The following is a 3,363-nucleotide window of genomic DNA, read 5'->3' on the forward strand; positions in this document are numbered from 1 at the left end:
CGATCGCGAAGCACCTGACCGTCCTCGCCGACGCCGGGCTCGTGGAGTCGTTCCGGATCGGGCGGGAGATCCGCTACCGGGCAATCGGAACCCGGCTCGGCGAACTGGCCGGCGAGCTGGACTCGATCGGACGGCAGTGGGACCGTCGCCTCGAGGCGATCAAGCGCATCGCCGAGCGACCCGGCTGACCGCACGAGCGGGCCGCGCGGTGCCGTCGAGGGGGTGCCCATCGGCACCCTCGGGGTGGTGGTACCGAGCGCCGTCGGCGCCGACCCTGTAGTGGTCCGCGGAGGGATCTGCTTCCTCCGGTCGAGTACCACTGGAGGGCAGGTCGATTCATGGCGTCGAACGGCGAACGCGGGATCCGGCAACGGGTCCTGCAGTTGGTGACCACAACGGGAGCGGCGACGGCCCTGATCGCGGGCGGGTTCTCGTCTCCGGTCGTCGCCACCGGCTTCGCCTCCACGACCGGTGAGATCCCGCCCGGCCTCGAACCGTTCTACACCCAGCAGGTCCGGTGGGAGTCGTGCGACGGCTACAGCACCGACGGGTCGGACCTGGTCGGGGCCGGGCTCGAGTGCGCGCGGGTGACCGTGCCGATCGACTACGAGAGCCCCGAGGGCGATACGGCGCAGGTCGCCCTGTCCCGTTCGCGGGCGACGGGAGAGAAGATCGGATCACTGCTCGTCAACCCGGGCGGACCGGGAGCCTCCGGGCTCGGGACGGCCGTCGTCGCCGACGGCACCGAACTCGCCGAGCGGTTCGACGTCGTCGGATTCGATCCGCGCGGAATCGGGGCGTCGACGCCGCGGATCGACTGCCTGACATCCGAGGAGACCGACGCGTGGCGGCAGGATCCCGTGGTGGACATGACCGCCGAGGGCATTGCCCGGGCCGAGCAGAAGAGCCGGGAGTACGCGGCGCGCTGCGCCGAACGCACCGGCACCGACGTGCTCGCACACGTGGGCACCCGCGACGTGGTGCGGGACATGGACGTCATCCGGGCCGCGCTCGGCGACGCGGGATTGAACTACCTCGGATACTCGTACGGGACCCGGCTCGGCTCGGCCTATGCGGAGGCGTTCCCCGGCAACGTACGCGCGATGGTGCTCGACGGGGCGCTCGATCCACAGCAGGACCCCGTCGAGGAGGCGGTGCGGCAGGCCGCCGGCTTCCAGCAGGCATTCGACGCGTTCGCCGCGAACTGCGCGACCCGCGAGGACTGCCCCCTCGGCGCCGATCCCGCGGCCGCGGTCGCGCGGTTCCGCTCGCTGGTCGATCCCCTCATCGACCGTCCCGCGGCCACGGACGATCCGCGGGGACTGAGCTATCCGAACGCGATCAGCGGTGTCGTCGCCACCCTGTACTCGCCGCAGGGCTGGGAGTACCTGCGGACCGGACTCACCGAGCTGGAGCAGGGCCGGGGCGACACGCTGCTGCTGCTGGCCGACATGTACGAGGGCCGGTTCGCCGACGGCTCGTACTCGAACTCCGGCGAGGCGATGGCGGCTGTGCGGTGCGTCGACGACGCCGCCGTGACCGACCCGGCGGTGGCCGGTGAACTCGACACCCGGTCCCGTGCAGCGGCACCGTTCCTCGACGACGGCCGCGGCACCGGCAACGCGCCGCTCGGTGCGTGCGCCTTCTGGCCCGTGCCGCCGACGGGAGATCGGCACGCCGTGGAGGTCGACGGCCTGCCCCCGATCGTCGTCGTCTCCACCACCGAGGATCCGGCGACGCCGTACCAGGCGGGGGTGGACCTGGCGAAGCAACTGGACGCGGTGCTCGTCACGTACCGCGGAACCCAGCACGGGGTGGTGCTGAGCGGCCAGTGGTGCATCGACCTGCCTGTCGCACGCTACCTCGTCGATCTCGCTGTGCCGGAGGGGGATACGACATGCTGAGCCGTACCGGATCCGATTCGTCGGGACGGACGGTCAGGGCGTCCGCGGCGGCCACCGCGGGCGGGCATCGCGAATTCGGAGCCGAACGTCAGGGTTTCCCGAGCCTGCTGCCGGCTGCGCGAGTCGGTGTCGAGTCGTCCGACGGGCGGGGAACCGCCTCGCCCCTGACGAGAGGACTGCGAAGTCGTGAAGGTTCTGAACACGAAGCTGGGCAAGGTCGCGGCGACCGGGACGATCGCGTTGGCGGCGGTGGGCGCCGGCGCCGCGAGCGCCGAGGCGTCCCCGATGCAGCACCAGCAGCAACAGCCGCAGCCGGCCCCGCAGCATCAGCAGCCCGGGTCGCAGGGGCACGGGTTCTGGCTGTTCGACCGGTGGGTGCCGCTGCCGTGGTGACGACGGTGCCCGCGTGAGGGCGCGCAGCGACCGTGCCGTTCCGGCGCGGTCGCTGCGCCTCGCGCCCACGCTCGTCGCCGCGGCTCCGAGTCGTCGCCGGGCCCCACCCTCGGCCGACCTGGCAGACTCGATCGGGAAGGCGACGAGGAGACAGACGGTGACAGAAACGGTGGACGGCGCTGACGACGTGCAGCTGAGGCAACCACGACTCGAGCCCGCGCAGCTCCACCTGGACCCGCCGCAGATCGCGCTCCAGCGGGAGTTCCGCCGCGTCCTGATGGTCTACAAGTTCGGCATCGACGAGATGATGACCAAGATCAACATCCTGCGGGAGGAGTTCGGCTTCGCCCACGACCACAACCCGATCGAGCACGTCAAGTCGCGGCTGAAGACCCCCGAATCGGTCGTCGAGAAGGCCGTCCGCAAGAACCTGCCGCTCACCCTCGACGCGATCCGCGACAACATCTACGACATCGCGGGCATCCGCATCACCTGCAGCTTCGTCTCCGACGTCTACCGGATCTTCGACCTGATCACCGGGCAGCACGACATCCGGGTCGTCCAGGTCAAGGACTACATCGCGTGCCCGAAGCCCAACGGATACCGGAGCCTGCACGCGATCGTCGAGGTCCCCGTCTTCATGTCCGACCGCGTGCAGCCGGTGTTCGTCGAACTGCAGATCCGCACCGTCGCGATGGACTTCTGGGCCAGCCTCGAACACAAGATCTTCTACAAGTACGACAAGGCGGTGCCCGTCGAACTGCTCGACGAACTGCGCGCGGCGGCCGCGACCGCCCGCGACCTCGACGTCCGGATGGAGGCCCTGCACGACCAGGTGCACGGGCCCGACTCGTCGCCCTGAGCGGCCTGCGGCCGAGCGAATGTATCGCCCGCCGGCGCTGAGGAGGGGGACGATACATCCGCTCGGCCCGAGTCGCTCGGCCCGGCTCAGGCGTCGTGCTCGGTGAAGTCCCGGTCGTGGTCGGTGGTGCGGCCGTACCCGGTCTCGGTCATGCCGTGCCGCCAGTAGCCGATGACGAGGGTGGACCGGCGGGGGGAGCCGGGC

At 70.8% G+C, this 3,363-nt stretch carries 3 protein-coding genes and 1 pseudogene; all 4 read left to right on the forward strand.

Going from position 1 to position 3,363, the window contains the following annotated elements:
• A pseudogene (locus tag OEY_RS0110210) lies at nt 1-188 on the forward strand (transcriptional regulator); the annotation flags it as partial.
• A 150-nt stretch (nt 189-338) separates the two neighbouring features.
• Nucleotides 339-1,904, forward strand: a complete 1,566-nt coding sequence (locus OEY_RS0110215; protein ID WP_010593784.1) for an alpha/beta hydrolase — start codon at nt 339-341, stop codon at nt 1,902-1,904.
• A 186-nt stretch (nt 1,905-2,090) separates the two neighbouring features.
• Complete coding sequence (locus OEY_RS0110220; protein ID WP_010593785.1) at nt 2,091-2,297, forward strand: hypothetical protein; 207 nt, start codon at nt 2,091-2,093, stop codon at nt 2,295-2,297.
• A 193-nt stretch (nt 2,298-2,490) separates the two neighbouring features.
• Nucleotides 2,491-3,159, forward strand: a complete 669-nt coding sequence (locus OEY_RS0110225; RefSeq protein WP_371851025.1) for a GTP pyrophosphokinase — start codon at nt 2,491-2,493, stop codon at nt 3,157-3,159.
• Nucleotides 3,160-3,363 lie beyond the last annotated feature (204 nt).

Origin of the sequence: Rhodococcus sp. P14 (assembly GCF_000256505.1) — a bacterium.
Classification (GTDB): Bacteria; Actinomycetota; Actinomycetes; order Mycobacteriales; family Mycobacteriaceae; genus Rhodococcus; species Rhodococcus ruber.

Coding starts and splice junctions, on each gene's coding strand:
- OEY_RS0110215 (WP_010593784.1), top strand. CDS start 339: ATGGCGTCGAACGGCGAACGCGGGATCCGGCAACGGGTCCTGCAGTTG.